Source organism: Dietzia sp. oral taxon 368 (genome assembly GCF_002999155.1).
Taxonomy (GTDB): Bacteria; Actinomycetota; Actinomycetes; order Mycobacteriales; family Mycobacteriaceae; genus Dietzia; species Dietzia cinnamea.
Genome location: NZ_CP027238.1, coordinates 2,922,096 through 2,948,741, shown reverse-complemented (window position 1 = coordinate 2,948,741; position 26,646 = coordinate 2,922,096). Strand labels below are relative to the sequence as shown.

Below are 26,646 nucleotides of genomic sequence, written 5' to 3'. Positions count from 1 at the left end.
GCCTAGCACCGGTTCTAGTCCCATCAGCCGCGTACGCGGGGGCCGCCCACCGTTTTCCGTAGGGTGGCTTCACCGGACGCCCGCGAGAGGACAGCCATGAACGACGCCCACACCGGCACCCTGCCCCCGTCCCGGGGAGAGCCGGTTCCCGAATCGGTCGACGTCCTCGTCATAGGTGGAGGCCCGGCCGGGCTGTCCGCCGCGACGTGGGTGGGCCGATACCAGCGATCGACCCTGCTCGTCGACGCGGGCCACCAGCGCAACCTCGCCGCCACGGAGATCCACGGCATGCTCGGCACCGGGCCCACGACGCCCGCAGAATTCTATGCAGACATCCACGAGGGCCTCGAACGGTATCCGACCGTCCGCCGGGTCGACGGCATCGTCGCCGATCTGGAGAAGGAATCCGACGAGAGGTTCGTCGCCCACATCATCCAGGCGAGAACCTCGAACAGTCGCGCGGACGACACGATCACCGTCATCGCCAAGCGGATCATCCTCGCCACAGGCGTACGCGACCGGCTGCCCGAGCTCGCCGGGATCGACGATCACTACGGTGTCGACGTCCACCACTGTCCCGCCTGCGACGGCCTCACCGCCGCCGGCCGGCGGATCATCGTGCTCGGCGTGGGCGCGCATGTGCCCGCCTACGCGTCCGAATTGCTGGACTGGGCGTCGGAGGTGGTCATCGTCACCGAGAGCGACTCCGACCCGGCTTTCGACGACGACCAGCGGGCCGCCTGCGCCGAGCACGACATCGAGGTGGTCGACGGGGTCGCCCGGGAGCTCGTCGGCGACCCCGGCCAGCTGGAGGGGGTCCGGCTCGCGGACGGGAGGGTAATCGCGGGGTCGAAGGTGTTCTTCTCCTACGCGCACCACCCGACGAACGAGCTCGCGACGTCCCTGGGCTGCGAGCTGGACGACGAGGGCGGTCTCACCGTCAACGCGATGCAGCTGACCAGCGTCGACGGCGTGTACGCCGCCGGCGACATCGTGACCGGCCTGCAGCTCGTGCCGATCGCCGTGGGCACCGGCGCCGCGGCCGGCGTGGCGTGCGCGACCTCGCTGCGCGGGCACGCCACCGCCGAGTGCGTTCCCGACCCGGCACCGCCGACCCGGAACTTCACGCGGCCGGACAACTAGCCGGGCCGGCCCGCCACCGAGACGATCGCCGCGCAGATCTCGTCCAGGACCGCGTCCGGCCCGCCCGGCACCAGCACGTCGGTCGCGATGCGGGCGTTGTCCACGCGGCGCCGGTGCCCGCGGACGTCCGCCACCGTCATGCCGCGAGTGTGCTCGCCCGAGCACTCGACCCGTACGTTCGCCGGCGCGGCCACCACCGCCTCCGGGTGCAGGGCCATCCACGCGACGAACGGGTCGTGGACCTGCGCCAGGTATCCCTCCCCGACGGAGTCGTGGAACTCGAAGTAGAACCGCAGGGCCTCGGTCAGCCGCCGCGCCAGCGGGGAATCCGTGGCCTCGAGCAGCCACTCCGACCGCTCGGGGGTCCATACCGCGCGTTCGGTGAGGTTCAACCCGCACCACAGCGGGGTCGGCACCGCGGGATCGGCGGTGCGCGCGTCCTCCCACGCCCGGCACACGCGGTCGGCGGCCTCGGGGTCCACGTCGACGTTCCATTCGCTGACCGGCGTGGTGTTGCCCGGATGCCCACGGAACGTCCCGCCCATCACCACCAGCCCGCCCAGCAACCGGGGGAGTGCGGGATCGAGTGCCAGGGCATGGGCCAGCGTGGACGAGGGACCGGTCACGATCCCCACCAGCTCACCAGGGTGGGCGCGCGCCGCGTCCACCCAGAGTCGCGCACCGTCGCGCGGATCGACCGACCTCGTCGTCGTCGCCCTCGTCGTCGTCAGTTCGGCGTACCCGGCCCCGCGGGGGCCGTGCGTCTCGGGGGTGAGCACGTGGGGCACGGCGATCGGGCCGGGCGCGCCGGCGGCCACCGGGAGCCCCGGCGCGCCCGCGAGGTCCAGCCACGCACACGCGTTGGCGACCGTGTCCTCCGACCCGACGTTGCCGGCCGTGCACACCACGCCGGTCAGGTCGGTCCGCCCGGCACGGTGCTCGGCCACCAGGTAGGCGATCGCCAAGGCGTCGTCGATGCCCGGGTCGCAGTCGAGCAGCACCGGGGTGCGGCTCACCGCGAGCGGCCCCGGGAGAGCAGGACGTCGCGGGTCACCTGCAGCTGGCCGGTGTGGGCGGCGACCTCGTGCAGGATGTGGCCCACGACCCACTCCGGGGTGAAGGTCCCCGCCCGGCGCGCGGCGTCGACGTCGACCGTGGTCCCGGCGGGAGTGGCCAGATCGCCCCGTCCGACCGCCGCGGTGACCCACCCGGGAAGTCGGTCGATCAGGGCGCCAAGCCGGTCGAGATCCGGCCCCACCGGCCCGGTGAAGGCGAACTCGGCGTCACGATCCCGGACGATGTCCTCACCACCCAGGCAGGCCGCACCCCACGAGGTCAGCACCCCGCACACGTGATGGACGAGCGCGGCGGCGGAATTGGTGGGCCACCCGGAGCCCGCGGGCGTCGGCCGGGTGTGCACCAGGGTGTCCGGACCGTCACCGCCGAGGTCGGCCACGGCAGCGCGGATAGTCGGAAGCAGGTCCTCGGTCAGGATCAGGTGGACGGCGTCGACGCTCACCACGGGCTCGGCTCGAAGTCCTTGAGGAAGCAACCGTAGATGTCCTCGCCGGCCTCGCCGCGCACGATCGGGTCCACCACGCGGGCGGCGCCGTCGACCAGGTCCAGCGGGGCGTGAAAGCCCTCCTCGTGGAGGCGGACCTTGGTCACGTGCGGGCGCTCGTCGGTGATCCAGCCGGTGTCCACGGCGGTCATGAGGATTCCGTGCTCGGTGAACATCTCCTCCGCTGAGGTGCGGGTGAGCATGTTGAGGCCCGCCTTGGCCATGTTGGTGTGCGGGTGGCCGGCGCCCTTGTAGCGGCGCGAGAACTGGCCCTCCATGGCCGAGACGTTGACGACGTACTTGCGGCGTGCCTTCGAGGCCGCCAGTGCCGGGCGCAGGCGGGAGACGAGGATGAACGGGGCGACCGAGTTGCACAGCTGCACCTCGAGCATCTCCATCGGCTCCACCTGCTCGACGGTCGCCACCCAGCTGTTGTGGTCCACCACGTCCGGCAGCAGCCCGCCGGCGTCGATGGCCGTGCCCGCGGCCATCCGCTCGAGGGACGATGACCCGGCCTGTAGCGCGAGGGTCGTGATGTGGTCGGCCTCGCGCTCGGCCTCCTCGGACCCGATGAGGGCGGACTCGCCACCCATGAGTGCGGCGGGGTGCAGCTCGGAGGTGCGGCCCATGGTCACCATGGGGATGTCCGCGGCGCGGCCGGTGATCGGGGCGGACTCGCCGTCCACCAGGCCCGAGTAGGAACCGGGGGAGCGGCGCACCGTCTGCGCGGCGTTGTTGATGAGGATGTCCAGCGGCCCGCCGGCGGCCACCTCGTCGGCCAGCGCCACCACCTGCGCGGGGTCGCGCAGATCCACGCCGATCACGTGGACGCGGTCCGCCCAGTCGGTGTAGTCGTCCATCTGCGCGAAGCGGCGCACGGCGTCGCGCGGGAAGCGGGTGGTGATGGTGACGTCGGCGCCCGCCCGCAGCAGCATCAGCGCGATGTACATACCGATCTTGGCGCGGCCGCCGGTGAGCAGGGCCCGCCGGCCGGTGAGGTCCATGTGCGGGTCGCGCTTGGCGCGGTTGACCGCCGCGCAGGCCGGGCACAACTGGTGGTAGAAGGCGTCGACCTGGGTGTAGAGCTGCTTGCACACGTAACAGGCGACCGCGCGCTGCAGGTGGCCGGCGACGGCGCCCGGCGTGTTGGAGACCAGACGGATGCCGGCGGTCTCGTCGTCGATGCGCGTGGGGGAGCCGGTCGCCGTGGCCTCGATGACGGCCTTGTCGGCCTCCTGGCGCGCGCGGCGCACCTCGGCGCGCCGCGCCTTCTTGAGGAGCTTGAACATGTGTCCCACCGACCGCTGCACCCGGATGGAGTCGGGATGGTCCTCGCCGAGCGCCGCGGCCCGGTCGAGGACGCGCAGGCACGTCTCGAGGTCGTCGGGGTCGATACCGTCTGCGGGGATACCGTCTGGGTTGGTGCCGGTCACGACAGATACGGTACGACGACGAGGTGGTCAGTCCCTAAACCGTCCGCCCCCCGCAGGGTGCTCGCGTCACCGGCGCGCAGACCGGTCAACACGTCCTCCACCGCCCGCAGGTGCTCGTCTCGCACGGAGAGCGCCGGCTGCCGGGGCGGGGCGTAGCGGGCGGCGTAGGCGTCGGCCACGAGCTGGGCGTGGGCCTCCACCGGCAGAGCGTCCCGCTGCGCCGGGTGGACGTCCCCACCGGGCGAGTCGGCCGTCGTCGTGTCGAGCGCGGCCCGCCAGTCGTACGCGCGGCGCCCGAGCCGGATCTGCTCACCTAGAGCCCGCACGACGTAGCGGGGGCCGAGGAAACGCCCCTGCCAGATGTGGACCAGTTCGTGCACCAGGGTCGGGGTGGCCCGCGGGCGGACGGGGCCAGAGCCGGCCGAGTCCCCGATACCGACGACACCGGGATCGGCGCCGAGGTAGATGAGCCCGGGGAGCGCGAACGCACGCGGGTGCGGGATCCCGGGGACGTGCCCGCGCCGGATCGTGACGACGGCGGGATCGACGGTTCCGGCGAAGAACGCGCGGAGGTCGGCGCGGACCGCGGGCGGCAGATCGAGCGGCGGCGGGGCCAGTCCGAGGGCGTCGAGCCGGCGGTCGGCCGCACGGGCGAAGGCGCCCAGCGCACGGCCCAGCGCGTCCGCGATCGCGGCGGCCGCGAGGCGCTGGCGGAGTCGGTCGATGAGTTCCTGCTGGACGGCGGGTACCGGCGTCCGGGCCATCTGTCGGAACCTTCCCGTGAGACGAGAGCGGGCCCCGGTTCCTCGCGGATCCGGGGCCCTTCTACTGTCTCGACACAGTGTGCGCGAGGGGGGACTTGAACCCCCACGTCCGTTAATAGGACACTAGCACCTCAAGCTAGCGCGTCTGCCATTCCGCCACTCGCGCTCGCACACTGCCTGCCTTCGCCGGTCCTGGTCCGGCTTGGCCGTGCGAGGAATGACATTAGCCGATGCCCGGACCAGGGACCAAATCGCGGTCCCGCCGCGGGGCGCGCGGCGCGGTCATCGCTGGTAGACAGGGACCTGACCGGCTGGAGGACCCCTCCACACCGTCCGATCCCAGGAGGAGAACGATGACCCAGTTCCGCGTACCCGACCCGTATGCCGCCCTTCCGGATCTGCCCACCCTGGAGGTGACCAGCGAGTCGTTCGACGAGGGCGCCACGCTGTCGGCCGCGCAGCTCGGCGGGAAGATGGGCGTCGAGGGCGGCCAGGACAAGGCGCCCCAGGTGAGCTGGAGCGCCGGCCCGGAGGGCACCAAGACGTACGTCGTGACGGTGTTCGATCCGGACGCGCCCACGGCATCGGGTTTCTGGCACTGGTCGGTGGCCAACATCCCCGCGGACGTCATGTCGCTGCCCGAGGGGGCGTGCACGGGTGATGACACCTCGGGGCTGCCGGAGGGCGCCGTCGTGGTGCGCAACGACGCGGGGTTCAAGGGCTTCGTGGGCGCGGCCCCGCCGGAGGGGCACGGCCCGCACCGCTACATCCTCGCCGTCCACGCGGTGGGCGACGAGATCGACCTGGGCGACGACGCCTCGTGCGCGTTCGTCGGTTTCAACCTGTTCGGTCAGGGCCTGGCCCGCGGGACCGTGACGGGCATCTACGAGCAGTAGAAGGCCCCGGGCGGTGCGCCCGGGGCCCGGAGGTCGACTCCGCGGCTCAGCGGACCGCCGAGCCGACCGCCTCCGCCAGCGTGCCGAATCCCCCCTGGCGGAGGCGCCTGGCCACCAGGCGGTTGGTGCCGCGCACGAGCGAGGGGCCGGTGAAGATGAACCCGGTGTAGGTCTGCACGAGGTGCGCCCCGTGGGTGATGCGGTCCCACACGTCCTCGGGGGTCTCGATGCCGCCGACGGAGATGATCACCAGACGTCCCCCCGCGCGCGCGTGGATCCGGGAGAGAACCTCACGGGAGCGCGCGGCCACCGGGGCGCCGGAGATGCCGCCCGCCCCCAGGGCCTCGACGTGCGCGGCGGGCGTACTCAGACAGTCCCGGGAGATGGTGGTGTTGGTGGCGACGATGCCGGCCAGGTCCAGGTCGAGCACCAGGTCGGTGACCGCGTCAATGTCGGCGTCGTCCAGGTCGGGCGCGATCTTGACGAGGACGGGGATCGTCGCCACGTCGCGGACGGCGGCGAGGATCGGGCGCAGCGACTCGACGGCCTGCAGGTCACGCAGGCCGGGGGTGTTGGGGGAACTGACGTTGACGACGAGGTAGTCGGCAAGGCCGGTGAGCATCGTCGCCGAGGCCACGTAGTCACGGACCGCGTCCTCCGCGGGCACCACCTTGGTCTTACCGATGTTGATCCCCACTGGATCGCTACTGCGGCGCCGCCGGAGGTTGTTGGCCGCGTTGCCCGCGCCGTGATTGTTGAAGCCCATCCGGTTGAGGATCGCCCGGTCCTCGACGAGCCGGAACAGACGCGGGGTCGGGTTGCCCGGCTGGGGCGACGCGGTCACCGTGCCGACCTCGCTGAAACCGAATCCGATGGCGCCCCACGAGTCGACGGCGGCGGCGTTCTTGTCGAACCCGGCCGCGAGCCCCAGCGGGCCGGGGAAGGTGCGACCGAGGACCTCCTGGGCGAGCACGGGGTCGCGCACCCCCAGCACCCGCCGCACGACGGCGCCTAGGGGCGGCACCAGGGTCAGCAGCTTGAGCAGGCCGAACACGAGGTGGTGGATCCGCTCCGCGGGAAAGCGGAACAGCACCTTCTTGAGCAGTGCGTACACGGTCCTCCTCGATGGGACGTGGGTCGTCGGTGCGATCAGCTCACCGGCTCGGTGAGGGTCGGACGGAGGAGGTGCAGCCCTGCGCCGTCGGCGGACCCGACCACCACGGTGCCGGAATCCGTGACCGCCAGGGAATCCGGCTGGCGGACCGTCGGGATGTCCGCCCGCAGGATCCCCACGCCGTCGCCGAGATCGTACGCCTGGATGGTGTTCGTTCCCGTGGAGGCGACCCACACGACCTGCCTGGTCGGGTCCTCGGCCACCGCCCACGGGGCCGGGGCGACGGGAAACTGTTGGTGCAGCCGGACGGGCGAGGTGGAGTAGACCAGCAGCGTGCCGCCGACGGTGTCACTGGCGATCACGGAGCCTTCACCCAGCTCGTCGAGGAGCCCAGCGCCCTTGCCCGCGCGCAGGAGCGGTCCGGCGTGGTCCGCCTCCGGGTCCACGCTGGCGATCACGGTGTCCGGTCGACTCAGGGCGGTGACGGACCCGTCGCCGGAGACGCTGATCTCGTCGACCGACGTCAGCCCGTCGATGCGGTGCTGTTCCGCGCCGTCGGCGTCGCGCACGACGATCTCGCCGTCGGGGGTTCCCGTCAGCAGGCGCCCGTCGAGGGTGAGGGCGGCGGCCGAGACGGGCCCGAGACCCGAGAGTTCACGAACGCCACCGTCGGGGGAGACCAACACGACCCCGTCACCGTGCGGGACCACGACGGTCCCGTCGTGCGCGGCCGAGGCGACCCCGGCCCCGGCCGGCAGGGGCACGGAATCCTCCGCGCTCCAGCTGGTGCCGTCGACCCGGCCCAGCTCGAGCGACGGCGGGTTCTCGACCTGCGCGGCCACCCGGTCGCCCGTGGCGACCAGGGAGCGGACCGACCCGGGCACCGGGATGGTCTCACCCCCTGCCGGGTCGGAGACCTGTGGGGATTCGGCGGGGGCCGCGTTGCCCTGGGCGACACGGTCCTGCTCCTCGAGCTCGCTCGTGGGCGAGGAGCAGGCGGTCAGACCGATCGCGACAGCGATGAGGACGGCGGGCACGCCGGAACGGCGGAGGACACGTCGGTGCACGATGTTCCTTTCGACTGCCCGCCATTGTCCACCACCCGGGTCCGGGGTCCCCGTCCAGGTCCGGGCGACTACTCTCGCGGCGTGCCGTGACGCGACCGCGTCCGAGCCGCAGGCTGCCGAGAGGAAACCGCACACGTGAACACATCGGTCCTCGCCCAGGGCGTGGAGGGGATGTCCTGGCTCCAGGTCGTCGTCTTGTCCGTTCTCCAGGGACTCACCGAATTCCTGCCCGTGTCCTCGTCCGGGCACCTGAGGATCTTCTCGACGTGGTTCTTCGGTGAGGACGCCGGCGCGTCGTTCACCGCCGTCGTTCAGCTCGGCACCGAGCTGGCCGTCCTGGTCTTCTTCTTCAAGGACATCGTCCGCATCCTGGTGGCGTGGTTCCGCGGCGTGGTCGACTCGTCCCGGCGGGACGACCCGGACTACCGGCTCGGATGGTTCGTCATCGTGGGGTCGATCCCGATCGCGATCATCGGGTTCGTAGGCAAGGACTTCATCCGGGACGCCGCCCGCAACCTGTGGATCACCGCGATCGTACTCATCGTGTTCTCGTTCGTGTTCCTCGCCGCCGAGAGGTTCGGCAGGCAGGACCGGGCGGTCGACGCCAAGTCGCTCGAGGGACTGTCGATGAAGGACGCGATCGTCATGGGCCTGGCCCAGTGCCTGGCACTCATCCCAGGCGTCAGCCGCTCGGGGGGCACCATCTCGGCCGGTCTCTTCCTCAACATGTCGCGCGAGGCCGCGGCCCGGTTCTCCTTCCTCCTGGCGATCCCCGCCGTACTCGCCTCCGGGCTCTTCAGCCTCCCCGACGCATTCGACCCCGGCGCCGGCCAGGCCGCGACCGGGTGGCAGCTCCTCATCGGCACGGCCATCGCGTTCGTCATCGGTTACGCCGCCATCGCCTGGTTCCTGAAGTTCGTCCAGAACCACTCGCTGGGCTGGTTCGCCGGCTACCGGATCCTCCTGGGCGCCCTGGTGATGATCCTGCTCGGCACCGGCACCATCCCCGCGACCTGACCGCACCGGCCGGGGCGTCGGTAACCTGCCGGTATGACCGTCATCCTGCTCCGGCACGGCCGCTCCACCGCCAACACCGCGCTCACCCTGGCCGGCCGTACCCCGGGCGTCGGGCTCGACGAGACGGGTCACGCCCAGGCGCGGGATCTCTGCCGTCGACTGGAGGGCCTGCCCGTCGAGGCCGTCGTCCGGTCGCCGCTGATGCGGTGCCGGCAGACCGTCGAGCCGCTCGCCGAACAGTTCGGGGTGGAACCGGAGCTCGAGGAGGACCTCGTGGAAGTGGACTACGGGACCTGGACCGGCCGCCCCCTCAAGGACCTGGCCTCCGAGCACATGTGGTCCGTGGTGCAGCAGCACCCGTCGTCCGCGGTCTTCCCGGAGGGGGAGTCGCTCGCCGGGATGGCCGGCAGATCGGTGACGGCCATCCGCGGACACGATCGGAGGCTCGCCGAACGGGCCGGCCGCGACGTGCTGTGGGTCGCGTGCAGCCACGGTGACGTCATCAAGGCCGTGCTCGCCGACGCGTACGGGATGCATCTGGACCAGTTCCAGCGGATCGTCGTCGAACCCGCCTCGATGTCGGTCGTGCGCTACACACCCCACCGACCGTTCGTCCTCCGGGTCAACGACACCGGCGGCGACCTCTCCAGCCTGCGAGGGGAGCCGGCCGGCCAGGTCGGTGAGCCGACGCCCGGCCACGCCAGCTCGGACGCGGTGCCCGGCGGGAACGTACCCTGATGATCCGCAGCACCATCGAGCACCCGAGGAGACGACCGGCATGAGCAGGGCAGTCCACGAGTTCCGCGATCCGGCCCGGTTCGTGGTGGGCACGGTCGGCCAGCCGGGCGAACGCGTCTTCTTCGTCCAGGCCACCGAGGCGGGCCGGACGATCTCCGTCCGCTGCGAGAAGCAGCAGGCGCAGATCCTGTCCGAGCGGATGGGCGACCTGCTCGACGAGATCGCGGCCAAGTCCGACATCCCCGTGCCCCCGGCAGGAGGGGTCGTCGACGACCTCGACCCGCTCGAGATGCCGGTCGACGCGGAGTTCCAGGTCGGCACCATGGGCCTCGGCTGGGACGGCGAGCGCAACCAGATCGTCGTGGAACTGCTGGCGATGGACCCGTCGGCCACGGATGAGTCGGTGGTGCTGTCGGATGCGGAGGACGCCCCGGACGCGTTGCGGGTGTTCCTCACCCCCCGGCGAGCCCGCCAGTTCGTCCTGCGCAGCGAGCGCGTGGTCTCCGCGGGCCGGGCGCCGTGCCCGCTGTGCGGTGAGCCGATCGACACCACGGGTCATCTGTGTGTCCGACTCAACGGGTACCTGCCGCGGTCGGGGGAGGCGCTCACCGACCTCATCGACCCGTGACCGACCGCCCGGCGGGCCCCGAGCTCACCGTCCTGTCGCGGATCCCGTCCGGCAGCAACGCGGTCTACCACTGCGTCGACGAGTGGGGCGACAGTTGGGTGTACAAGCCGTCGGCGGGGGAGCGCCCGCTGATGGACTTCCCCGACGGCAGTCTCGCGGCGCGCGAGATCGCCGCCTACGCCGTGTCCGAGGCGTCGGGGTGGGGCCTGGTGCCCGAAACGGTCGCGGCCCAGGGGCCGGGCGGGCCGGGCATGGCGCAGCGCTGGATCGAGGAGGTCGACCGGGAGCACGCACCCGGTCCCGACCCGATCGACGTCCACCCGGCCGACTCGGTGCCGCACGGCCGTGCCGTGGTGCTGCGCGGAGAGGGTTCCCGCGGTGAGGACGTGGTGGTCGCCCACGTCACCGACGGTCGGCTGCGCCGGATCGCGGTGTTCGACCACGTGGTGAACAACGCCGACCGCAAGGGCGGCCACGTGCTGGTCGACGCCGCGGGGGTGGTGTGGGCGATCGATCACGGTCTGTCGTTCCACACCGATCCCAAGCTGCGCACCGTCCTGTGGGGGTGGGCGGGCCAGCCCCTGAGCGGTGACGACGTCGAGGGCCTCGAGCTCGTCCGCCGCGGCCTGGCGGCGGGTGGGGAGCTGCGCCGCGCCCTCTCCGACCTGCTGTCCGACGCGGAGATCGCGGCGCTGGGCGAGCGTGTCGACGCCTTGCTGGCGAGTCGGAGGTTCCCCGTCCCGGGGCCGGGCTACCCGTTACCCTGGCCGCTCTTCTGACCGGGCGGTCTCTAGACTCGGCCCCATGCACTCGTGGTCCTCGCCTGTCGTCCCCTCGGTCCCCGGCGACGGCGTCCCCCTGACGTTGTTCGACACGGCCGCAGGTGAGGTCCGCGAGGTGGCGCCCGGCCCGGTCGCGGGTATGTACGTCTGCGGGATCACCCCCTACGACACCACCCATCTGGGTCACGCGGCGACCTACCTGACGTTCGACCTGGCCTACCGGCAGCTGCTGGACGCGGGTCACGAGGTTCACTACGTCCAGAACACCACGGACGTCGACGACCCGCTGTTCGAGCGCGCAGAGCGTGACGGGGTCGACTGGCGCGAGCTGGGGGACCGGGAGACCGACCTGTTCCGCGAGGACATGGAGGCGCTGCGCGTGCTGCCGCCGCGCGACTACGTCGCGGCCACTGAGACGATCGACGAGGTGGTGGAGATGGTCGGTGAGCTGCTCGACCGCGGCCACGCCTACCGGATCGACCCGGACGTCGACGGCTACTCCGACGTGTATTACCGGCATAGAGCCACCGCCGACTTCGGGTACGAGTCGGGGTACGACGACGACGAGATGGCGGTCGCGTTCGCCGAGCGCGGTGGCGACCCGGACCGGTCAGGCAAGGAACACCCGCTGGATGCTCTGCTGTGGCGGGTCGAACGGCCCGGCGAGCCGTCGTGGCCGTCCCCCTGGGGGGCGGGCCGACCGGGTTGGCACATCGAGTGTTCGGCGATCGCCCGCAACCGGCTCGGGATGGAGTTCGACATCCAGGGCGGCGGCAGCGACCTGGCGTTCCCACACCACGAGTTCTCCGCCGCGCACGCGGAGGCCGCGGCGGGCCGGCGACCGTTCGCGCGGTTCTACGTGCACGCCGCGATGATCGGCCTCGACGGCGTCAAGATGAGCAAGTCGCTCGGCAACCTCGTGCGCGTGCAGGCGCTGCGCGAGCAGGGAGTGGATCCCGCCCTCATCCGGCTCGGGCTGTTCGCCGGGCACTACCGCGTCGACCGCTCGTGGTCCGATGAGCTGCTCGAGCGGGCACACGCCCGGTACGGCCTGTGGTGCCGGGCCATCGGCCGGGGGGTCGGCGCGGACGCGGCGCCCGTGATCGCGGAGATGCGCGAGCGCCTCGCGGACGACCTCGACACGCCCGGCGCGCTCGCGGTGATCGACGCGTGGGCGTCCGCCACGTTGGACGGCGACGACTCCGACCCGTCCGCCGGCGCCGGCATCGCGACCGCGCTGGACGCCCTGATGGGGATCCCGACGATCGCCGTCTGACGCCGGTCAGCCGGCGTCGGGCTCGTCCCGGTCACCCCGCAGGAAGCGCTCGAACTCGGCGGCGATCGCCTCGCCGTCGACCAGCGGCATCGCCTCTCCGCCGGACGCACGGCCGCGGTCGGGCTCGGGGTCCACGCCCGGCGTGACCCCCGACTCCTCGTCCAGCCGGTCCTCCAGGGACCGGATGTAGTCGCGCAGGTCCTCGTCCTCGCTCGCCGCGGCGTCGACGCGCTCGGCCCACGTCCGGGCCTGGACGCGGAGCGCGTCCATCGGCACGGCCATCCCGAGGTTCTCGGCGAGCCACGACAACATCGCCTCGGTCCCGCGCGGGTTGGGCGGGGAGGCCACGTAGTGGGGCACGCCCGCGAACAGGCTCAAGGTGGGCACGCCGGCCTCGGTGAGCAGCTGCTGCAGCACACCCGACATCCCGGTCGGTCCTTCGTAGTCCGAGGGGGCCACGCCCATGGTCGTCATTCGCTGACGGCTGAACGCCGCGCCGGTGAGGGGCACCGGGCGGGTGTGCGGCACGTCAGCGAGGTAGGCGCCCAGCAGCACGACCTGGGAGACGCCCAGGGTGTCGACGAGGTCGACGAACTCCGAGGCGAACCGCCGCCACTTCAGGGCCGGCTCGGGCCCGCGCACCAGGAGGACGTCGTTGACGACGCCGTCCGGCCGGCAGGCGGAGACCACGATGCGTGGCCACTCCACCGAGCGCGAGACCCCGCCGGCGAACCGGACGACGGGCCGCTGATCGAGGTAGTCGAAGAACTCGTCACCACCGACCTCGGCGATCTGGCGTGCCTCCCAGTTGAGTGCGAGGTGCTCGATGGTGCCGGTCGCCACGTCCGCCGCGTCGTTCCAGCCCTCGAAGGCCACGATCATCACCGGGTTCTCGAGATCGAGATGCCCGTCGGGACTCCATTCGACAGTCATCCGCACAGCCTACGTACCTCCGATCCGGAGGCACCCATACACTGGGGCCCATGTCTGTCGATTTCGATTCGCCCTTGTTGGACGCCGCCCGTCGGCGAGTACTGATCGGTGACGGGGCGATGGGCACGATGCTGCAGGCTGTCGATCTCGACGTGGATGAGGACTTCCTGGGTCTCGAGGGCTGTAACGAGATCCTCAACGCGACGCGGCCGGACGTGGTGGAGGGGATCCACCGTGCTTTCTTCGAGGCCGGAGCCGACCTGGTCGAGACCAATACCTTCGGGTGCAACCTGTCCAACCTGGGCGACTACGACATCGTCGACCGGATCGGGGAGCTCGCCGAGAAGGGTGCGGCGATCGCGCGCGGGGTCGCCGACGAGATGGGCCCGTCCGAGGACGGGACCCCGCGGATGGTGTTGGGTTCGCTCGGGCCCGGGACCAAATTGCCCTCACTGGGTCAGACCACCTTCGAGGACATCCGAGACGCGTACTCCAAGGCCGCCGAGGGGCTGGCCCGCGGGGGAGCGGACGCGTACCTGATCGAGACGAGCCAGGACCTGCTGCAGGTCAAGGCCGCGGTCCTCGGGTGCCAGGACGGCATGGCGGCGGCGGGACGGCGGTTGCCGATCATCTCGCACGTCACCATCGAGACGACCGGCACGATGCTGCTGGGATCGGACATCGGCGCGGCACTGACCGCGCTGCAGCCGCTGGGCATCGACATGATCGGCCTGAACTGCGCCACGGGGCCGGCCGAGATGGTCGAGCACCTGCGCTATCTGTCGCGGCACGCAGAGATCCCTGTGTCGGTCATGCCCAACGCCGGCCTGCCCGAGCTGGGGGAGCACGGCGCCGTCTACCCGCTGGGTGCCGAGGAGTTCGCGCCCCAGGTGGCCGACTTCGTCTCCGAGTTCGGCCTGTCGATGGTCGGCGGCTGCTGCGGCACCACGCCGGAGCACATCACGCGGCTCAAGGAACAGGTGAGCGAGCGGACCAGGGCCGAGCGCACGGTCGAGCCCGTCAACGCGGTCGCCTCGCTGTACAGCTCCACGCCGCTGCGCGCGGACGCGGGCATCATCATGATCGGTGAGCGCACCAACGCCAACGGCTCCAAGCGGTTCCGCGAGGCGATGCTGGCCTCCGACTGGGACACCTGCATGGACATCGCCAAGGAGCAGATGCGCGACGGCGCCCAGATGGTCGACCTGTGCGTCGACTACGTCGGCCGAGACGGCTCCGGGGACATGACCGAGCTGGCCGGCCGGATGGCCACGTCCTCGACCCTGCCGATCATGCTCGACTCGACCGAGCCCGAGGTCATCAGGGCGGGCCTGGAGAAGCTGGGCGGTCGCTGCGCGGTCAACTCGGTCAACTACGAGGACGGCGCGGGGCCCGACTCGCGGTTCCAGCGGATCATGCGTCTGGTGTCCCGGCACGGCGCGGCAGTCGTCGGCCTGACGATCGACGAGGAGGGCCAGGCCCGCACCGCCGACCGCAAGGTCGAGATCGCCGAGCGGCTCATCGCCGACCTCACCGACAACTGGGGGATGGCGGAGGAGGACATCATCATCGACTGTCTGACCTTCCCCATCTCGACCGGTCAGGAAGAGGTCCGCCGCGACGGTATCGAGACCATCGAGGCGATCCGCCGGCTCACCGAGGCGCACCCGCGGATCCACACCACGCTGGGCCTGTCCAACATCTCCTTCGGCCTGAACCCGGCTGCGCGCCAGGTGCTCAACTCGGTGTTCCTGCACGAGTGCGTCCAGGCCGGTCTCGATTCGGCGATCGCGCACAGCTCCAAGATCCTTCCCATGAGCAAGATCGACGACCGCCAGCGGGAGGTGGCCCTGGACCTGGTCTACGACCGTCGCCGCGAGGGCTACGACCCGCTGCAGGTGTTCATGGAACTCTTCGAGGGCGTCTCCGCGGCCGGCGCCAAGGACGCCCGCGCCGCCGAGCTCGCGGCGATGCCGCTCATGGAACGCCTGGCCGCGCGGATCGTCGACGGCGAGCGCAAGGGACTCGAGGAGGATCTCGACGCCGCGATGGCGGAGATCCCCCCGTTGGAGATCATCAACTCCCACCTGCTCGGTGGGATGAAGACGGTCGGTGAGCTGTTCGGCTCCGGTCAGATGCAGCTGCCGTTCGTCCTGCAGTCGGCCGAGACGATGAAGGCCGCGGTCGCCCACCTCGAGCCCCACATGGAGGCCAGTGACGAGGACGGCAAGGGACGGATCGTCCTGGCCACGGTCAAGGGCGACGTACACGACATCGGCAAGAACCTCGTGGACATCATCCTGTCCAACAACGGCTACGACGTGGTCAACATCGGCATCAAGCAGCCGATCTCGGAGATCATCTCCGCGGCACGCGAGCACAAGGCCGACGTGATCGGCATGTCCGGTCTGCTGGTGAAGTCGACCGTGGTGATGAAGGACAACCTCGCCGAACTCAACTCCGAGGGCATCGCCGGTGAGTTCCCCGTCCTGCTCGGCGGCGCGGCCCTGACCCGCTCCTATGTCGAGGTCGACCTCGCCGGGATGTACCAGGGTGACGTGTTCTACGCGCGTGACGCGTTCGAGGGCCTGCGGCTGATGGACGAGGTGATGACGGCCAAGCGGACCGGCGTCCCGATGGCACAGTCCTCGGAGGCCGCGGCCAAGGCGGCAGAGCGGCGCGAGCGCCGTGCCCGCAGTGAGCGGATCGCGGCCAAGCGCGCGGCCGAGGCCGACCCCGTGGTCATTCCCGAGCGCTCGGACGTCGCCGCGGACCAGCCGATCGCGACCCCGCCGTTCTGGGGCACCCGCATCGCCAAGGGCATCCCGGTGGCCGACTACCTCGGGCACCTGGACGAGCGCGCGCTGTACTTCGGGCAGTGGGGCCTGCGCGGCACCCGCAGCGGCGAGGGGCCGGATTACGACGAGCTGGTGGAGACCGAGGGCAGGCCGCGCATGCGCGCCTGGATCGACCGCCTCACCACCGAGGGCATCCTGTCGCACTCGGCCGTCGTCTACGGCTACTTCCCGGCGTACTCGGTCGGCGACGAGATCTGGGTGCTGGCCGAGCCCCGCCCCGACGCCGAGGTGCTGCACAAGATCGCCTTCCCGCGCCAGCAGCGCCCCCGCTTCCTGGCGATCCCCGACTTCGTGGCCTCCCGCGAGCGCTGCGAGGCGGAGGGGACCGTGGACGTCCTGCCGTTCCAGCTGGTGACGATGGGGTCGCCGATCGCCGACTTCGCCAACGAGCTGTTCGCCGGGGACAACTACCGTGACTACCTCGAGGTGCACGGACTGTCGGTCCAGCTCACGGAGGCGCTGGCGGAGTTCTGGCACCGACGCGTCCGCGACGAGCTCACGCTGCCGGAGGGATCGGTGTCCGACGAGGACCCCGACAACATCCAGGACTACTTCAACCTCAAGTACCGCGGAGCCCGCTACAGCTTCGGCTACGGTGCCTGCCCCGATCTGGAGTCGCGCAAGGTGGTCGTGGACCTGCTCGAGCCCGAGCGCATCGGGGTGGTCCTGTCCGAGGAGTTGCAGCTGCACCCGGAGCAGTCGACGGACGCGTTCGTGCTGTACCACCCGGAGGCGAAGTACTTCAACGTCTGAGCCGTCGGACGGAGCGTCGGCCGAATCCCGGGCGGGTAAGATCACTTTCACCCGGCCGGAGGAGATCGTCATGCTCAGCATCGGCGGGTCCGCCTCCCTCGCCGTGGTGGGTGCCGTCCTCGCCGGGGGGCGGCGCCCGGGCTGTCGCACTATCACCGGTCGTGGCCGCCGGCGGCCTGCCGCGCGTCACCCCCGGTTCACCTGCTTCGGGTAGACAGTAGGCCGTGACCAGCACCTCTACCGCCCACCTCCCCGCCGCGGTGTGTCTCGACATGGACGGCACCCTCGTCGACACCGAACGACTGTGGGACATCGCCGTCTTCGAGCTCGCCGAGCACATGGGACGGCCGCTGGACGAGGCGACCCGCGAACGGACACTGGGCAACTCCCTGCACGGGTTCTTCGAGATCCTCGGCGAATACACCGGACGCCGGATCGAGGGCGAGGAGTTCGACCGTCTCGCGCACCGCCTCAACTCGCGGGTCACGGAGCTCATGCGGACCGACATGCGGTGGCGCCCGGGTGCCGAGGAACTGCTGTCCAACATCGCCGCGACCGGGGTCCCCGTCGCCCTGGTGACCAACACGACCGCCGACGTCGCCGTGGTGCCGCTGGAGTTCATCGACCGGTCCCGGTTCGACGTGGTCGTCACCGGCTGCATGGTGGCCGAGGGGAAACCGGCGCCGGACCCGTACCTGCTCGCCTGCGCTGAGCTGGGCGTCCAGCCCGGGTCGGCGGTCGCGGTCGAGGACTCGGTCACCGGGGCCACCGCGGCGGTAGCGGCCGGGTGCCGCGTCCTCTACATCCCGTCCACCGACGGTCAACCCGACGTCGCCGGGGCCCACACGCACTCGACGCTCGAGGGGGTCGACGTCGCGGGGCTCCACGCGCTCACCTCGGGGTCACCCGTGGGCGCGGCTGTGGGACAATAGGCCGCGTGAAGACCTTCGACTCCCTGTTCGCCGAACTCTCCGAGCGCATCACCGCGCGCCCCGAGGGATCCGGCACCGTCGCCGCGTTCGACAAGGGCGTCCACCATCTGGGCAAGAAGGTCATCGAGGAGGCCGGAGAGGTCTGGATCGCGGCCGAGTACCAGTCGGACGAGGAGTTGGCGGAGGAGATCTCCCAGCTCATGTACTGGACCCAGGTCATGATGCTCAAGCGCGGACTGGCCCTCGAGGACGTCTACCGACATCTCTAGGTCCGGCCCGGCCGGGTCCCGACCCACGTCCATCCTCACGCTCACAGATCCCGGAGCCCCGTCATGCTGCGTGTCGCACTGCCCAACAAGGGCGCCCTGTCCGAGTCCGCCTCCGAGATGCTCTCCGAGGCCGGTTACCGCCGTCGCCACGAGGGGAGCAAGGACCTCACCCTGATCGACCCGGACAACGACGTCGAGTTCTTCTTCCTGCGCCCCAAGGACATCGCCGTCTACGTCGGCTCCGGCCGACTCGACCTGGGGATCACCGGTCGCGACCTGGCCGCCGATTCGATGGCCGAGGTGGACGAGGTCCTCGATCTGGAATTCGGCCACTCCACGTTCCGGTACGCGGGACCCGCCGGCGCGGGATGGTCGACCGACCGGCTCGCCGGCGCCCGGATCGCGACGTCGTACCCGAACATCGTCCGCCGCGACCTCCAGCGGCGGGGGGTCGAGGCGGAGGTGATCCGCCTGGACGGCGCCGTGGAAATCTCGATCCAGTTGGGTGTGGCCGACTGCATCGCGGACGTGGTGGGGTCCGGCCGGACGCTGAAGGTCCACGGCCTCGAGGCCTTCGGCGACGTGCTGTGCGACTCCTCGGGTGTGTTGATCTCGCGCGCGGACGCCGAGGTGACCCCCGCGATGTCGCAGATGCGCGCGCGACTGCAGGGCGTGGTCTTCGCCCAGCAGTACATGATGCTGGACTACAACTGTCCGAAGGGCCTCCTCGACGAGGTCTCGACGATCACGCCGGGGATCGAGTCGCCCACGGTGTCGCCGATGGCCGACCCGGCGTGGATCGCGGTCCGGTCGATGGTGCCGCGCAAGCGGGTCAACTCGATCATGGACGAGTTGGCCGCCGCCGGCGCGAAGTCGGTCATCGCGACTGACATCCGCTCCTGCCGCATGGGCTGATCCGCCCGACGCTCCTCATAACCGGCCCGGCCGGCCCCACGTTGCGTGCGCGGGGCCGGCCGGCGGGGCTCACACCCGCTCGACGAGCAGGGCCTGCAGGGTATCGCCGATCGCGCCCTTCTCATCGAACAGTGTCCCGGAGGTCGCGCCGACCCCGTCCGGCCCGATCGACGCCCGGGCGGCCACGCCGATCCAGCGACCGACGGGCGGTCGGTGGAGGTGCGTGACGAGGTCGGTGTTGAGGAACCGCCACTCGGCGGGCTCGAGGACCGCGCCGACCCCGTTGGCGATGTCGGCCACGCACATCACGTGCTGGACGGGCGTCGGCTCCTCCCCGGCGACCAGCGGCAGAGTGGGCCGGGCCCAGACGGTGCCGTCCTCGGCGCCGCGGATCTCGAGCGAGTCGATGTAGCCACTCGTCCAGCGGGTGAAGAAGTCGCCGTTGTGATCGGTGTCCGGTAGTACGCGCGGCGCCTCTGCCGCCTGCTCGACGTGGGTGGTGTCGCCGGTGGCCAGCCGCCACGCGCTCGCCCGCGCGACGGTCCGTCCGCCGGCGACGAGCTCCGACTCCAGCAGCTGGATCCGGCGGCCCGGTCGGGCCACGCGGGCACGGGTCCGCAGTTCACCGAGCGGGACGGGCCCCAGCAGATCGACGGCCACGCGGGCGATGCGTGCGCCGCCGCCGGCGTCGAGGCGCTCCATGGCGCGGGTGAGGATGGCCGAGGGCGGCGCTCCGTGCTGCAGGTCCGGGCCCCAGGCGCTGACGGTGTGCGGGGTCGCGCGGAAGACCTCCCAGCCGTCGTCGGATCCCAGCGGCTCGAAGTAGGCCTCCGTCATCATGAACTCCTCGGTTCTCCTCGCCCGGTCAACAGATCGTGTGCGCCGGCGGGGACCACGCGGGTCCCCGGCCACCCCGGGTACTCGGGCGGGGTGCCGCCGAACGCCGGACACAGCGCCTGATGATTGCACCAGTCGCACAGGCGGGACGTGCGGGGGCGGAAGTCACCGGTCTGCCCGGCCCGTTCGATCTCCGACCACAGCGCGTCCAGGGACGCCTCGGTCTCGACGAGCGACGCGTGGTCCGGGGTGAAGGTGAGCCAGCTGCCGTTCTTGAGATAGATGAGTTTGAGCTGCGCGGGCAGCACACCGTGGATGCGCTGGTACATCAGGGCGTAGAACCGCATCTGGAACATCGCCTGGTCCTGGAAGCGCGGGTGCGGGGGTTTACCCGTCTTGTAGTCGACCACCCGGACCTCTCCGGTGGGCGCGACGTCGACCCGGTCGAGGAAGCCGTGCAGCGGGGTGCCGGCCGCGGTGGCGGTGACCAGGTACTGCTCGCAGGAGGCGGGGGAGAAGCGCTGCGGGTCCTCGACGCCGTAGAGCGCCGCGACCAGCGCCGCCACCTGCGCCTGGAAATCGGCGCGGTCGGACAGCGGGACCACCGTCGCGCCGTCCTCTTCGGCGTAGAAGCGCTCGACGGCGGCGGGGACGAGTTCCGCGGCCCGCTGCGGCGCCCTCTCGGACTGATCGAGTCCGTACAGCTCCTCGAGCACGGAGTGGACGACCGTGCCGAGCACCTGGGCGCGCGTCTTCGGCTCCGGGATGCGGTCCACGGCTCGCAGCCGGTACAGCAGCGGGCACTGCCGGTAGTCGGACGCGCGAGAGGCCGACAGGGCGAGGGGCTTGCGCTCCGGCAGGGGTACGTCGCCCGCTGCCGGGATGCCGCCGATTTCGAGGGGATCCGTCACACCTGGCAGGGTAGACAACTGGTCGGACAACCGACCCCCCGTCCTCTGGAGGTCCCCCGTGCAGCGATCCGGCCCGTTCGTCGTGGGCGACCGCGTCCAGCTCACCGACACCAAGGGGCGCAAGTACACCGTCGTCCTCGTCGAGGGCGCGGAGTTCTTCACCCACCACGGTGCGGTGCGTCACGACGACCTCATCGGTGCGCCCGAGGGGTCGATCATCACCTCCACCAAGGACGCGCACTACCTCGCGCTGCGCCCGTTGCTCACCGACTACGTGCTGTCGATGCCGCGCGGCGCGCAGGTGATCTACCCCAAGGACGCCGCGCAGATCGTCCACGAGGGCGACGTGTTCCCCGGCGCCCGGGTCCTCGAGGCCGGCGCGGGGTCGGGGGCCCTGACGTGCTCGCTGCTGCGGGCGGTCGGCCCGGAGGGGAAGGTCTTCTCCTACGAGATCCGCTCCGACCACGCCGAGCACGCCGAGCGCAACGTCCGCACGTTCTACGGTGATCACCCCGAGAACTGGGACCTGCGCGTCGCGGACCTGGCGGAGACCTCGGTCGAGGCGCTGGGCGGTCAGGTCGACCGCGTGGTGCTGGACATGCTCGCGCCGTGGGAGTGCCTGCAGACGGTGAGCGAGGTGCTGGTACCCGGCGGCGTGCTGGTGGCCTACGTGGCCACGACCACGCAGCTGTCGGACGTCGTCGAGGCGCTGCGGCGCCAGCAGTGCTGGACCGAGCCCCGCGCGTGGGAGTCGATCAACCGCGGATGGCACGTGGTGGGCCTGGCCGTGCGCCCCGAGCACCGCATGCAGGGCCACACCGCGTTCCTGGTGACCGCGCGTCGCCTCGCCGAGGGAGTGACGACCCTCAAGCCCAAGCGTCGCAGCGGTAAGGGCTGACCAGACGCGCGCCCACCCGCGTGCCACCCCGGCGATAGGGTGGAGGGGACGACGACGAGGAGACCCGTCGACGACCAGGAGGGCAGGTGATCGCGTGACCGAGGGACGTTCCCCGGCCGGCCAGGGCGAGGACAGGGTGGCGGTCGACCGCGCCGAACTCGCACGGCTGCGCAAGGCCGTGGACGAGGGGGCCCGATCGGACCGCGAGAAGTCGATCAAGATCGACGCCCTCGGCGCCCGCAACGTCCGGCTCGCGGAACTGCTCAGGGACTCACGCGACCAGCTCGAGGCCCTCAAGGGCGAGGTCGAGCGGCTCGGCACCCCGCCCAGCACCTACGGCGTGGTCCTCACCCGTCCCGCCGGCCCCGACACCGTCGAGGTCATGGCCGCCGGCCGCCGCATGCGCCTGGCGATCGCCCCCGGCGTGGACGCCGCGGACCTGACCCCGGGCGTGACCGTGCGCCTCAACGAGGCCATGACGGTCCTGGAGGTCTCGAGCGAGCTCCCGGTCACCGGCGTGACCGCCGTCCTGCGGGACGTGCTCGCCGACGGCGTGCGAGCGCGGGTGGTCATGGGCAACGACGAGGAGCACATCGTGGTCCTCGCCGCCGCCCTGCGCGGTGCGCGCACGGCCGAGCACCCGGCACCCGTCCGCCCCGGCGACGCGGTCCTGGTCGATCCCAAGGCCGGCGTGGCCTACGAGGTGGTGCCCAAGGCGGAGGTCGACGAGCTCCTCCTCGAGGAGATCCCGACGGTCGAGTACTCCGACATCGGCGGTCTGGGCCCGCAGATCGAGCAGATCCGCGACGCGATCGAGCTGCCGTTCGTGCACCACGACCTGTACCGCGAGTTCCACCTGGCCCCGCCGAAGGGCGTCCTGCTCTACGGCCCTCCCGGGTGCGGAAAGACCCTCATCGCCAAGGCCGTGGCGCACTCGCTGGCGCGCGCGGCCGCGGTGGCCCGGGGTGACGACGTCAGCGACGGCCGGTACCCGAACTCGTACTTCCTCTCGATCAAGGGCCCCGAGCTGCTCAACAAGTACGTCGGCGAGACCGAGCGGCACATCCGGTCGATCTTCGAACGGGCGCGGGAGAAGGCCACCGAGGGCAACCCGGTGATCGTCTTCTTCGACGAGATGGACTCCATCTTCCGCACCCGCGGGTCCGGCGTGTCCTCGGACATGGAGACGACGATCGTCCCGCAGCTGCTCGCGGAGATCGACGGCGTGGAGGACCTGCGTAACGTCATCGTGATCGGCGCCTCCAACCGTGAGGACATGATCGATCCCGCCATCCTCCGGCCCGGCCGCCTGGATCTGAAGATCCGCATCGACCGGCCAGACCGGGAGGCGGCGGCGGACATCCTCGCCAAGTACATCACCCCGGACCTGCGCTTCGACCCGGTCGAGGTCGGCGACGCCGACCTCGAGACCCACGTCCGCGAACTCATCGAGCGCATCGTCGACCGGCTCTACACCCGTGACGCCTCCACGACCTACGTCCACCTCGTGTACGCCTCCGGCCGCCGGTCGTCGCTGTACCTGGCCGACCTCACCTCCGGGGCGATGCTGCGCAACATCGTCGACCGGGCCAAGAAGCTGGCGATCAAGGACATCGTCCACGGCACCGGTCGCGGCCTGACCACCGACGACTTCCTCGACGCGGTCGACGCCGAGTTCGCCGAGAACACGGATCTGCCCAACACGTCCAACCCGCAGGAGTGGGCGCGCCTGACTGGTGTCCGCGGCGAGCGCGTCATCGAGGTCTCCGTACCCAACCGGGGAGCCGGGCAGTGAACCCGCGCGGGCGCGTCATCGGCACGGAGATCGAGTTCGGCATCGTCGCCGTCGGCCAGCCGCTGCTCAGCTCGGTGGTGACCTCGACCCAGGTGATCAAGGCCTACACCGACCCGGGCGAGACCGCCGGGGGAGCCGAAGAGGCCCGCTGGGACTACGGCTCGGAGTCACCCCTGCGCGACGCCCGCGGCTTCGACCTCGGCGCGGCCCGTGCCTACGACCCCAGCGAATTCGGGGTGACCAACCGGGTGCTGACCAACGGGGCCCGCTTCTACGTCGACCACGCCCACCCCGAGTACTCGGCCCCCGAGGTCGACTCCCCACGCGACGCGGTGATCTGGGACAAGGCCGGCGAGGTGATCATGCACCGCGCGGGCGTCGAGTCGTCGGCCACCGAGGGCAACGCCGAGCTCAAGCTCTACAAGAACAACGTCGACGGCAAGGGCGCCTCCTACGGCGCCCACGAGAACTACCTCGTGCGCCGCGACCTCGACTTCGACGGGCTCACCGTGAGCCTGGCGCCGCACCTGCTGTCCCGCCAGGTGTACTGCGGGGCCGGCCGCGTCGGGATCGGTCAGTCCGGCGAGACGCCCGGCTACCAGCTCGCCCAGCGCGCCGACTACATCGAGGTCCTCACCGGGCTCGAGACCACCCTGCGCCGCGGCATCATCAACACCCGCGACGAGCCCCACGCCCCGGACGAGACGTGGCGCCGCCTGCACGTCATCATCGGCGACGCCAACATGTCCGAGCTGGCCACCTACCTCAAGATCGGCACCACCTGCCTCGTGCTGGACGCGATCGAAGCGGGGGTCGACTTCTCCGACCTGTTGCCCGTCGACCCCGTCGAGGCCGTCCACATCATCAGCCACGACCCGTCACTCCGCGCGACCGTGCCCCTGCCCGACGGCCGGAACGTCACCGGCCTCGCCCTCCAGCGCGAGATCCTCGAGCGGGTCGCCGGCGTCATCGGCGACGGCACGGGTCGCCCGGGCTGGGCGCTCGAGGTCCTGGGCGAGTGGCGCGGGATCCTCGACGCGCTCGAGGAGAACCCGATGTCGTGCGCCGACCGACTGGACTGGCCCGCCAAGCTCCGGCTGCTGGAGGGCTTCCGCACCCGCGACGGCCTGGACTGGGACCACGCCCGGCTCGCCCTCATCGACGTCCAGTACCACGACATCGACCCGCGGCGTGGACTCTACAACCGTCTGGTCGCCAAGGGCGCCATGCGCCGACTGGTCACCGACGACGAGGTCGAGGCCGCGGTCACGACCCCGCCCGCACGAACGCGGGCCTGGGCCAGGGGACGCTTCCTCGCCGAACTCGGCGACCGCATCCGCGCCGCCGGGTGGGACCACGTCGTCGTCGTCGACTCCCGCGGCCACGAACGCCACGTCGACCTCACCGACCCCTACGTCGGGTCCCGCGAGTACTGCGAGGCCCATCCCGACTTCCTCGGGCCCGACGGGCCCGACCAGTACCCGTACTGACGGCCCGCACAGGCCCGTCCCGCTCAGACACACGAGGAGACACCATGTCCCAGATCCAGAAGAACGCCGGCGGCCCCGCCGACCCCGACGACGAGGCCGGCCAGGTGGTCAAGGCCGCCGACACCACCTCCGCCGACTCGCTGCTCGACGAGATCGACGACATCCTCGAGACCAACGCCGAGGAGTTCGTGAAGTCCTACGTCCAGAAGGGCGGGCAGTAGAGCCCCATGATCCGTCGCATCGTCGGGATCGAGACCGAGTTCGGGATCACGAGCGTCAGCGGTGAGGGCGCCCGTGGGCTCGGCGCCGACGAGATCGCCCGCTACCTGTTCCGCCCCGTCGTGGAGCGCTGGCGCAGCTCCAACGTCTTCCTCGACAACGGCGCACGCCTCTACCTCGACGTGGGCTCCCACCCCGAGTACGCGACCGCCGAATGCGACGGGCTGCGACAGATCGTCGCCCACGACAGGGCGGGGGAGCGGATCGTCGACGACCTCGCCCTGGCCGCCGAACAGTCCCTCGCGGACGAGGGCATCGACGCCCTCGTCTACCTGTTCAAGAACAACACCGACTCCGTGGGCAACTCCTACGGTTGCCACGAGAACTACCTGCTCGACCGCAGCACCCAGGTGCGGGGCATCGCCAACACCCTGCTGCCGTTCCTCGTCAGCCGGCAGCTCATCTGCGGCGCCGGCAAGATCCTGCCCGGCACCCCCGCCGGCGTGGGCCTGGGGGAGACCTCCGAGCCGGTGTACTGCTTCTCCCAGCGCGCCGAGCACATGTGGGACGGCGTGTCCTCGGCGACCACCCGCTCGCGACCGCTCATCAACACCCGCGACGAACCGCACGCCGACTCGACGCGGTTCCGGCGCATGCACGTGATCGTCGGCGACTCCAACATGATCGAGACCACGACGCTGCTCAAGATCGCCAGCACCCGGCTCGTGCTGGAGATGATCGAGGCCGGCGTCGAGCTGCGGCCGATGGCGGTCGCGCACCCTGTGCGCGCGATCCGCGAGATCAGCCGCGACCTCACCGGCACCCGCCCCGTCGCCCTCACCGACGGCACAACCATGTCCGCGCTCGAGATCCAGCGCGAGTTCCTGGGCGCGGTCCGCCGCTACCTCGACGTCGGCGGATGGGAGCGCGACGACCGCCCGGACGTCGAACACTGCGTGGCCCTGTGGGAGCGCATCCTCGACGCCGTGGAGTCCGGCGACCACGACTCGATCGCCGCCGACGTCGACTGGGCCGCCAAACTGCGCCTCATCCGGCAGGTACAGGCCAGGACGGGCGCCGACCTCGACCACCCGCGCCTCGCGCAGATCGACCTCACCTACCACGACATCCGGCCCGGGCGGGGGCTGCACTCCGTGCTCGAACGCCGGGGGATGGTATCGCGCGTCGTCGACGACGCCGCCGTCGAACGCGCCCGCAGCGTCGCCCCCGAGACCACCCGCGCCGCGCTGCGCGGTCGGTTCATCACCGCCGCACGGGAGGCCGGGCGCGACTTCACCGTGGACTGGGTGCACCTCAAGCTCTCCGACGGCTCGGTACCCACCGTCGCGCTGACCGACCCGTTCGCCGAGGTCGACCCGCGTGTCGACGATCTCATCGCCGCGCTCGGACGATAGCG

At 71.2% G+C, this 26,646-nt stretch carries 25 protein-coding genes and 1 tRNA gene; 16 read left to right on the top strand and 10 right to left on the bottom strand.

What is annotated here, in order from left to right:
* Positions 1-96: 96 nt before the first annotated feature.
* Positions 97-1,143 carry an NAD(P)/FAD-dependent oxidoreductase gene (locus tag C3V38_RS13825; RefSeq protein WP_106386044.1) on the top strand — a complete coding sequence of 349 codons (1,047 nt, stop codon included), beginning with the start codon at positions 97-99 and terminating at the stop codon, positions 1,141-1,143.
* Here C3V38_RS13825 and C3V38_RS13820 read toward each other — a convergent pair.
* The 5 genes from C3V38_RS13820 to C3V38_RS13800 all read right to left on the bottom strand — a co-directional run bounded on the left by C3V38_RS13820 (position 1,140) and on the right by C3V38_RS13800 (position 5,067).
* Positions 1,140-2,159: a nucleoside hydrolase gene (locus C3V38_RS13820; protein WP_067714401.1), complete on the bottom strand. Its 1,020-nt coding sequence runs from the start codon at positions 2,157-2,159 to the stop codon at positions 1,140-1,142. The two genes, C3V38_RS13825 and C3V38_RS13820, sit on opposite strands and share 4 nt — an antisense overlap.
* Positions 2,156-2,662, bottom strand: a complete 507-nt coding sequence (locus tag C3V38_RS13815; RefSeq protein ID WP_217354146.1) for a DUF664 domain-containing protein — start codon at positions 2,660-2,662, stop codon at positions 2,156-2,158. The genes C3V38_RS13820 and C3V38_RS13815 overlap by 4 nt, the downstream gene beginning before the upstream one ends.
* The gene (locus tag C3V38_RS13810; RefSeq protein ID WP_174705786.1) at positions 2,659-4,137 is read right to left on the bottom strand and encodes an SDR family oxidoreductase; all 1,479 of its coding nucleotides are present in this window, start codon (positions 4,135-4,137) and stop codon (positions 2,659-2,661) included. The genes C3V38_RS13815 and C3V38_RS13810 overlap by 4 nt, the downstream gene beginning before the upstream one ends.
* Complete coding sequence (locus C3V38_RS13805; protein ID WP_254425996.1) at positions 4,134-4,901, bottom strand: hypothetical protein; 768 nt, start codon at positions 4,899-4,901, stop codon at positions 4,134-4,136. Before C3V38_RS13805 ends, C3V38_RS13810 begins: the two co-directional genes overlap by 4 nt.
* Positions 4,902-4,981: 80 nt before the next feature.
* A tRNA-Leu gene (locus tag C3V38_RS13800) sits at positions 4,982-5,067 on the bottom strand.
* Between the two features lie 187 nt (positions 5,068-5,254).
* On the opposite strand from C3V38_RS13800, the gene C3V38_RS13795 reads away from it, so the two are divergent.
* A complete protein-coding gene (locus C3V38_RS13795; RefSeq protein WP_106386042.1) occupies positions 5,255-5,797 on the top strand; it encodes a YbhB/YbcL family Raf kinase inhibitor-like protein in 543 nt (180 codons plus the stop codon).
* A gap of 46 nt (positions 5,798-5,843) precedes the next feature.
* Here the strand turns inward: C3V38_RS13795 and C3V38_RS13790 are convergent, their stop codons facing one another.
* Both C3V38_RS13790 and C3V38_RS13785 read right to left on the bottom strand, forming a co-directional pair.
* Entirely contained in the window at positions 5,844-6,911 is a 1,068-nt protein-coding gene (locus C3V38_RS13790) for a quinone-dependent dihydroorotate dehydrogenase (protein WP_106386041.1), read from the bottom strand.
* A gap of 35 nt (positions 6,912-6,946) precedes the next feature.
* The gene (locus C3V38_RS13785; RefSeq protein WP_106386040.1) at positions 6,947-7,978 is read right to left on the bottom strand and encodes a YncE family protein; all 1,032 of its coding nucleotides are present in this window, start codon (positions 7,976-7,978) and stop codon (positions 6,947-6,949) included.
* A 171-nt stretch (positions 7,979-8,149) separates the two neighbouring features.
* Between C3V38_RS13785 and C3V38_RS13780 the strand changes: the two genes are divergently transcribed.
* From C3V38_RS13780 to mshC, 5 genes are read left to right on the top strand one after another with little or no spacing between them, the layout of a single operon-like run.
* The gene (locus C3V38_RS13780; protein WP_106386500.1) at positions 8,150-8,995 is read left to right on the top strand and encodes an undecaprenyl-diphosphate phosphatase; all 846 of its coding nucleotides are present in this window, start codon (positions 8,150-8,152) and stop codon (positions 8,993-8,995) included.
* A 33-nt stretch (positions 8,996-9,028) separates the two neighbouring features.
* On the top strand, positions 9,029-9,733 hold the full coding sequence (locus tag C3V38_RS13775; RefSeq protein ID WP_106386039.1) for a histidine phosphatase family protein: 705 nt from the start codon (positions 9,029-9,031) through the stop codon (positions 9,731-9,733).
* 40 nt (positions 9,734-9,773) lie between these two features.
* Positions 9,774-10,361, top strand: coding sequence for a DUF3090 domain-containing protein (locus tag C3V38_RS13770; RefSeq protein ID WP_106386038.1), 588 nt, complete (start codon positions 9,774-9,776; stop codon positions 10,359-10,361).
* Entirely contained in the window at positions 10,358-11,140 is a 783-nt protein-coding gene (locus C3V38_RS13765) for an SCO1664 family protein (protein WP_106386037.1), read from the top strand. The genes C3V38_RS13770 and C3V38_RS13765 overlap by 4 nt, the downstream gene beginning before the upstream one ends.
* Before the next feature lie 25 nt (positions 11,141-11,165).
* A complete protein-coding gene (mshC, locus tag C3V38_RS13760; RefSeq protein WP_106386036.1) occupies positions 11,166-12,419 on the top strand; it encodes a cysteine--1-D-myo-inosityl 2-amino-2-deoxy-alpha-D-glucopyranoside ligase in 1,254 nt (417 codons plus the stop codon).
* A 6-nt stretch (positions 12,420-12,425) separates the two neighbouring features.
* Here the strand turns inward: mshC and C3V38_RS13755 are convergent, their stop codons facing one another.
* Positions 12,426-13,352 carry a PAC2 family protein gene (locus tag C3V38_RS13755; protein ID WP_106386035.1) on the bottom strand — a complete coding sequence of 309 codons (927 nt, stop codon included), beginning with the start codon at positions 13,350-13,352 and terminating at the stop codon, positions 12,426-12,428.
* A gap of 50 nt (positions 13,353-13,402) precedes the next feature.
* On the opposite strand from C3V38_RS13755, the gene metH reads away from it, so the two are divergent.
* From metH to hisG, 4 genes are all read left to right on the top strand, one after another.
* Entirely contained in the window at positions 13,403-16,963 is a 3,561-nt protein-coding gene (gene metH / locus C3V38_RS13750) for a methionine synthase (RefSeq protein ID WP_106386034.1), read from the top strand.
* Positions 16,964-17,187: 224 nt separating this feature from the next.
* Positions 17,188-17,895 (top strand): HAD family phosphatase, encoded by a 708-nt coding sequence (locus C3V38_RS13745; RefSeq protein ID WP_106386033.1) that lies wholly within the window; start codon positions 17,188-17,190, stop codon positions 17,893-17,895.
* A 5-nt stretch (positions 17,896-17,900) separates the two neighbouring features.
* A complete protein-coding gene (locus tag C3V38_RS13740; protein ID WP_106386032.1) occupies positions 17,901-18,164 on the top strand; it encodes a phosphoribosyl-ATP diphosphatase in 264 nt (87 codons plus the stop codon).
* Between the two features lie 63 nt (positions 18,165-18,227).
* Positions 18,228-19,079 carry an ATP phosphoribosyltransferase gene (gene hisG / locus C3V38_RS13735; protein ID WP_106386031.1) on the top strand — a complete coding sequence of 284 codons (852 nt, stop codon included), beginning with the start codon at positions 18,228-18,230 and terminating at the stop codon, positions 19,077-19,079.
* 69 nt (positions 19,080-19,148) lie between these two features.
* On the opposite strand, the gene C3V38_RS13730 is transcribed toward hisG, so the two are convergent.
* Positions 19,149-19,916, bottom strand: a complete 768-nt coding sequence (locus C3V38_RS13730) for a thioesterase family protein (RefSeq protein WP_106386030.1) — start codon at positions 19,914-19,916, stop codon at positions 19,149-19,151.
* Positions 19,916-20,827 (bottom strand): RecB family exonuclease, encoded by a 912-nt coding sequence (locus tag C3V38_RS13725; protein WP_106386029.1) that lies wholly within the window; start codon positions 20,825-20,827, stop codon positions 19,916-19,918. Before C3V38_RS13725 ends, C3V38_RS13730 begins: the two co-directional genes overlap by 1 nt.
* A 58-nt stretch (positions 20,828-20,885) precedes the next feature.
* Here C3V38_RS13725 and C3V38_RS13720 point away from each other — a divergent pair, with 58 nt between their 5' ends.
* The 5 genes from C3V38_RS13720 to pafA all read left to right on the top strand — a co-directional run bounded on the left by C3V38_RS13720 (position 20,886) and on the right by pafA (position 26,644).
* Positions 20,886-21,725: a tRNA (adenine-N1)-methyltransferase gene (locus C3V38_RS13720; RefSeq protein WP_106386028.1), complete on the top strand. Its 840-nt coding sequence runs from the start codon at positions 20,886-20,888 to the stop codon at positions 21,723-21,725.
* A 94-nt stretch (positions 21,726-21,819) separates the two neighbouring features.
* A complete protein-coding gene (gene arc, locus C3V38_RS13715) occupies positions 21,820-23,520 on the top strand; it encodes a proteasome ATPase (protein WP_106386027.1) in 1,701 nt (566 codons plus the stop codon).
* Complete coding sequence (gene dop, locus C3V38_RS13710; protein WP_106386026.1) at positions 23,517-25,010, top strand: depupylase/deamidase Dop; 1,494 nt, start codon at positions 23,517-23,519, stop codon at positions 25,008-25,010. Before arc ends, dop begins: the two co-directional genes overlap by 4 nt.
* Before the next feature lie 44 nt (positions 25,011-25,054).
* Positions 25,055-25,231 carry a ubiquitin-like protein Pup gene (locus C3V38_RS13705; RefSeq protein ID WP_007629282.1) on the top strand — a complete coding sequence of 59 codons (177 nt, stop codon included), beginning with the start codon at positions 25,055-25,057 and terminating at the stop codon, positions 25,229-25,231.
* Positions 25,232-25,237: 6 nt separating this feature from the next.
* Positions 25,238-26,644, top strand: a complete 1,407-nt coding sequence (gene pafA, locus C3V38_RS13700; RefSeq protein ID WP_106386025.1) for a Pup--protein ligase — start codon at positions 25,238-25,240, stop codon at positions 26,642-26,644.
* The last annotated feature ends 2 nt before the right edge of the window (positions 26,645-26,646 follow it).

Excerpts from the sequence above, each read along its gene's own strand:
- hisG (WP_106386031.1), top strand. The coding sequence starts at position 18,228 with ATGCTGCGTGTCGCACTGCCCAACAAGGGCGCCCTGTCCGAGTCCGCC.
- mshC (WP_106386036.1), top strand. The coding sequence starts at position 11,166 with ATGCACTCGTGGTCCTCGCCTGTCGTCCCCTCGGTCCCCGGCGACGGC.
- C3V38_RS13775 (WP_106386039.1), top strand. The coding sequence starts at position 9,029 with ATGACCGTCATCCTGCTCCGGCACGGCCGCTCCACCGCCAACACCGCG.
- C3V38_RS13805 (WP_254425996.1), bottom strand. The coding sequence starts at position 4,901 with ATGGCCCGGACGCCGGTACCCGCCGTCCAGCAGGAACTCATCGACCGA.
- C3V38_RS13755 (WP_106386035.1), bottom strand. The coding sequence starts at position 13,352 with ATGACTGTCGAATGGAGTCCCGACGGGCATCTCGATCTCGAGAACCCG.
- C3V38_RS13730 (WP_106386030.1), bottom strand. The coding sequence starts at position 19,916 with ATGACGGAGGCCTACTTCGAGCCGCTGGGATCCGACGACGGCTGGGAG.
- C3V38_RS13795 (WP_106386042.1), top strand. The coding sequence starts at position 5,255 with ATGACCCAGTTCCGCGTACCCGACCCGTATGCCGCCCTTCCGGATCTG.
- C3V38_RS13705 (WP_007629282.1), top strand. The coding sequence starts at position 25,055 with ATGTCCCAGATCCAGAAGAACGCCGGCGGCCCCGCCGACCCCGACGAC.
- metH (WP_106386034.1), top strand. The coding sequence starts at position 13,403 with ATGTCTGTCGATTTCGATTCGCCCTTGTTGGACGCCGCCCGTCGGCGA.
- C3V38_RS13770 (WP_106386038.1), top strand. The coding sequence starts at position 9,774 with ATGAGCAGGGCAGTCCACGAGTTCCGCGATCCGGCCCGGTTCGTGGTG.
- pafA (WP_106386025.1), top strand. The coding sequence starts at position 25,238 with ATGATCCGTCGCATCGTCGGGATCGAGACCGAGTTCGGGATCACGAGC.
- C3V38_RS13780 (WP_106386500.1), top strand. The coding sequence starts at position 8,150 with ATGTCCTGGCTCCAGGTCGTCGTCTTGTCCGTTCTCCAGGGACTCACC.
- C3V38_RS13825 (WP_106386044.1), top strand. The coding sequence starts at position 97 with ATGAACGACGCCCACACCGGCACCCTGCCCCCGTCCCGGGGAGAGCCG.